Genomic DNA, 2955 nt, shown 5'->3' with positions numbered 1-2955 from the left:
TCGCGCCCGTGCCGCCGCCGCCGCCCCCACCGGCGCCGGAGCATCCGGCCAGACCCGCGGTGACGACCGCGGTCGCACTCGTGAATGCCCAGAACTTCCTACCAGCCATGCGATCTCTCCTCGTTGAGTGTTCGCCCGGGTTTGTCGCGCTCATTTGAGCGCACTCCGCGCACATATGAGTAAAGTGGGCCGCAGGACGCTTGTCAAGGACGACATCACCAGATGGGATCGAGCCGTGACCGATTCGTTAGGACCCGCGACCCGGGTGCTCGCCGCCGCGGTCGCCCGTCGGCACTACATCGCGGGCGAGTCTAAGGTCGACATCGCCGCCGCCCTGGGGATCAGCCGCTTCAAGGTGGCCCGGCTGCTCGACCTCGCCCATGAGGAGGGCATCGTCCGCATCGAGATCGCGAGCGACGACATCGTGGATCTCGAACTCTCCGAACAGATTCGAGAGCTCTGGGGGCTGCGCAACTGCGCCGTCGTCCTCGGCCACGGGCCGGACCCGGCGGCCCGCGAGGCACTCGCCCAGACCGCCGCCGATCTGCTCTGCGAGGTCATCACCCCGACCGACGTCCTGGGCCTGCCGTGGGCCCGCACGGTCTCGGACATGATCCGCGCGATCCGCGAACTCCCCCCGGTCGAGGTCGTCCAGCTCAGCGGCTCCCTCTTCGTGCCGGACGAGACGACCAGCCCGGTCGACATCGTCGGCCGGGCCGCCCGGATCGCCGGCAGCCGCGCCCGGCTCTTCTATGCCCCCCTCATCCTCGACGACGCCGCCTCCGCCGCGGTCCTGCGCAAGCAACCCTCCGTCAAGGCAGCCTTGAGCGCCGCGGATCGGGTGACGATCTCGGCAGCCGGCATCGGCGCGTGGGGACCGAAAGTCTCCACCATCTACGACACCATCACCGACGAGGACCGCGCCCAGGCCGCGGCGGCCGGGGTGGTCGGCGAGGTCATGGGTGTCTACTTCACTGTCGACGGCTCCCTCGCCACGACTCCCCTGGCCGACCGGATGGTGACCGTCGCGGCGGACACGCTGCGCGGCATACCGGAGGTCATCGGGATCGCCCGCGGCCGCGCCAAGGCGCCGGCCGTCATGGGCGCCGTGCGGGCGGGACTGCTCAAGAGCCTCGTCATCGACACCGAGATCGCCCAGCTCCTCCTGTCCACCGACCCCGCCCCCGCCCGAGGAACCTCTGCTAGCAAACGTTAGTGAAATCAGCACACCTAGGGAGGTCTGCTGATTTGACTAACCTCTGCTGAGATCAGGCGCCACCGAGGATCTCCCCGGTCGCGGGGTCGACCACGCCCTGCAGTTCGCCGGCCGGGGCGGGTTCGATCAGGCCCGGCCCGTTGGCCCGGTTGGAACTGACCGCGCGCGAGACCGGGTATGCGGTGAACCGGCCGGGTGCCCAGAAGTGGACGAGGTCGTCGATCGCCGCGACCTCGGTGACCGACGGATCGAGCCAGCGCGCCCAGTCCTCCCGCTCGAGCACCAGCGGCTGCCGGTCGTGGATGCGGTCCAGCCCCGGCTCGGCGGCCGTGGTGACGACGGCGAAGGTGACCAGCCAGGCCAGCGGGTCGTCCGGGTCGGCCACCGCCTTGTCCCGCCAGAACTCGTAGATCCCAGCCATCGCGAGCAGGTCGCCGTCGCCACGGCGGACGAAGAAGGGCTGCTTGCGCGGCTTGCCCTTCGCGTCCCTCACCGTAGGCGAGGTCTGCCACTCATACCAGCCGAGCGCCGGCACCAGGGCGCGCCGGGAGGCCAGCGCCCGCGCATAGGCCGGCTTCTCGGCGACGCTCTCGGCGCGCGCGTTGATCATCCGGTAGGCACCCTTGACGTCCTTGCTCCACGCGGGCACCAGGCCCCAGGTCAGCAGGCGCAGCTGGCGCCGGGGCACATCGTCGACCGGCCGCGTGAGAACGACCGGTGCCTGCTTGGTGGGCGCCATGTTCCAGTCCGGCAGTCCCGCCGGCGGCTGCTGCGGGTTCGCCAGCACCGACCGCGCGGGTTCGTCGTGCCGGTCCAGCTCGACGTCGAACTCCTCGATCAACTCATCCAGGTCTGCGCTGGCGGCATACCGTCCGCACATGTCTCCTCCGCTGCTCTGCTCGGGTTCTCCGCCCGCCAGGGCACCGGCGAGGGAGTTCGGCGTCTACGGTAGAGGGCAGACCGACGTCGACCCTGCCAAGGAGGAACCTATGAGCCTGGTGCGCCGCATCGCGCGACCCCTGCTCGCCACGATCTTCATCACCGGTGGCCTGGACGCACTGCGTCACCCGAGCAGCAAGGCGCAGGCCGCCCCCCCGGGGAGCCGATGGTCAAGGCACTCGCCGGGCCGCTGGGGCTGCCCGACGACACGGAACTGCTCGTGCGCGCCAATGGCGCGACGATGATTGCCGGCGGCGCCCTGCTGGCCACGGGCCGGATGCCGCGGGTCGCCGCCACGGCGCTGGCCGGCTCGCTCGTCCCGTCGACGATCGCCGGTCACCCGTTCTGGAACGAGACCGACCCGCAGAAGAAGGCCGAGCAGAAGCAGCAGTTCATGAAGAACCTCAGCGTGCTCGGCGGCGTCCTGCTCGCCGCGGTCGACACGGCGGGCAAGCCGGGGCTGGCCTATCGCGCCAGGATGCTCGGCGATGCCGCCTCGCGCACCAAGGGGTCGATCGTCAAGGACGCCCGGTATGCCGCGGGCACGGCTCGCCGCGAAGCGAAACTCAAGCTGGCCACGGCCACCGATGCCCTCAGCTGACGCTGATGCTTGGGCCGCGCCGGTCGCGGCCGGACCCGTCGATGCCGTGGTCACCCTGCCCGGCAGCAAATCCCTGACCAATCGCTATCTCGTCCTCGCGGCCCTCGCGGAGGAGCCGTCGCGGCTGCGCGCGCCGCTGCGCTCGCGGGACACGACCCTGATGGCCGCGGCGCTCCGCGCCCTCGGCTGGGGGGGGGGG

The 2955-nt window shown here is 71.0% G+C and carries 3 protein-coding genes and 1 pseudogene; 3 read left to right on the top strand and 1 reads right to left on the bottom strand.

The window, feature by feature from the left end; all coding sequences use genetic code 11:
- Positions 1-235 precede the first annotated feature (235 nt).
- Positions 236-1216, top strand: coding sequence for a sugar-binding transcriptional regulator (locus tag BN11_RS17880; RefSeq protein WP_162213283.1), 981 nt, complete (start codon positions 236-238; stop codon positions 1214-1216).
- A 52-nt stretch (positions 1217-1268) separates the two neighbouring features.
- Here the strand turns inward: BN11_RS17880 and BN11_RS17875 are convergent, their stop codons facing one another.
- Positions 1269-2096, bottom strand: a complete 828-nt coding sequence (locus BN11_RS17875) for an SOS response-associated peptidase (RefSeq protein WP_048699649.1) — start codon at positions 2094-2096, stop codon at positions 1269-1271.
- Between the two features lie 225 nt (positions 2097-2321).
- Here BN11_RS17875 and BN11_RS17870 point away from each other — a divergent pair, with 225 nt between their 5' ends.
- Positions 2322-2756, top strand: coding sequence for a DoxX family protein (locus tag BN11_RS17870; RefSeq protein WP_235435532.1), 435 nt, complete (start codon positions 2322-2324; stop codon positions 2754-2756).
- A pseudogene (locus BN11_RS22060) lies at positions 2743-2955 on the top strand (3-phosphoshikimate 1-carboxyvinyltransferase); the annotation flags it as partial. The gene BN11_RS17870 and the pseudogene BN11_RS22060, both read left to right, overlap by 14 nt.

Source organism: Nostocoides australiense Ben110 (genome assembly GCF_001050535.1).
Classification (GTDB): Bacteria; Actinomycetota; Actinomycetes; order Actinomycetales; family Dermatophilaceae; genus Nostocoides_A; species Nostocoides_A australiense.
This window is presented reverse-complemented; position numbering and strand designations above follow the sequence as displayed.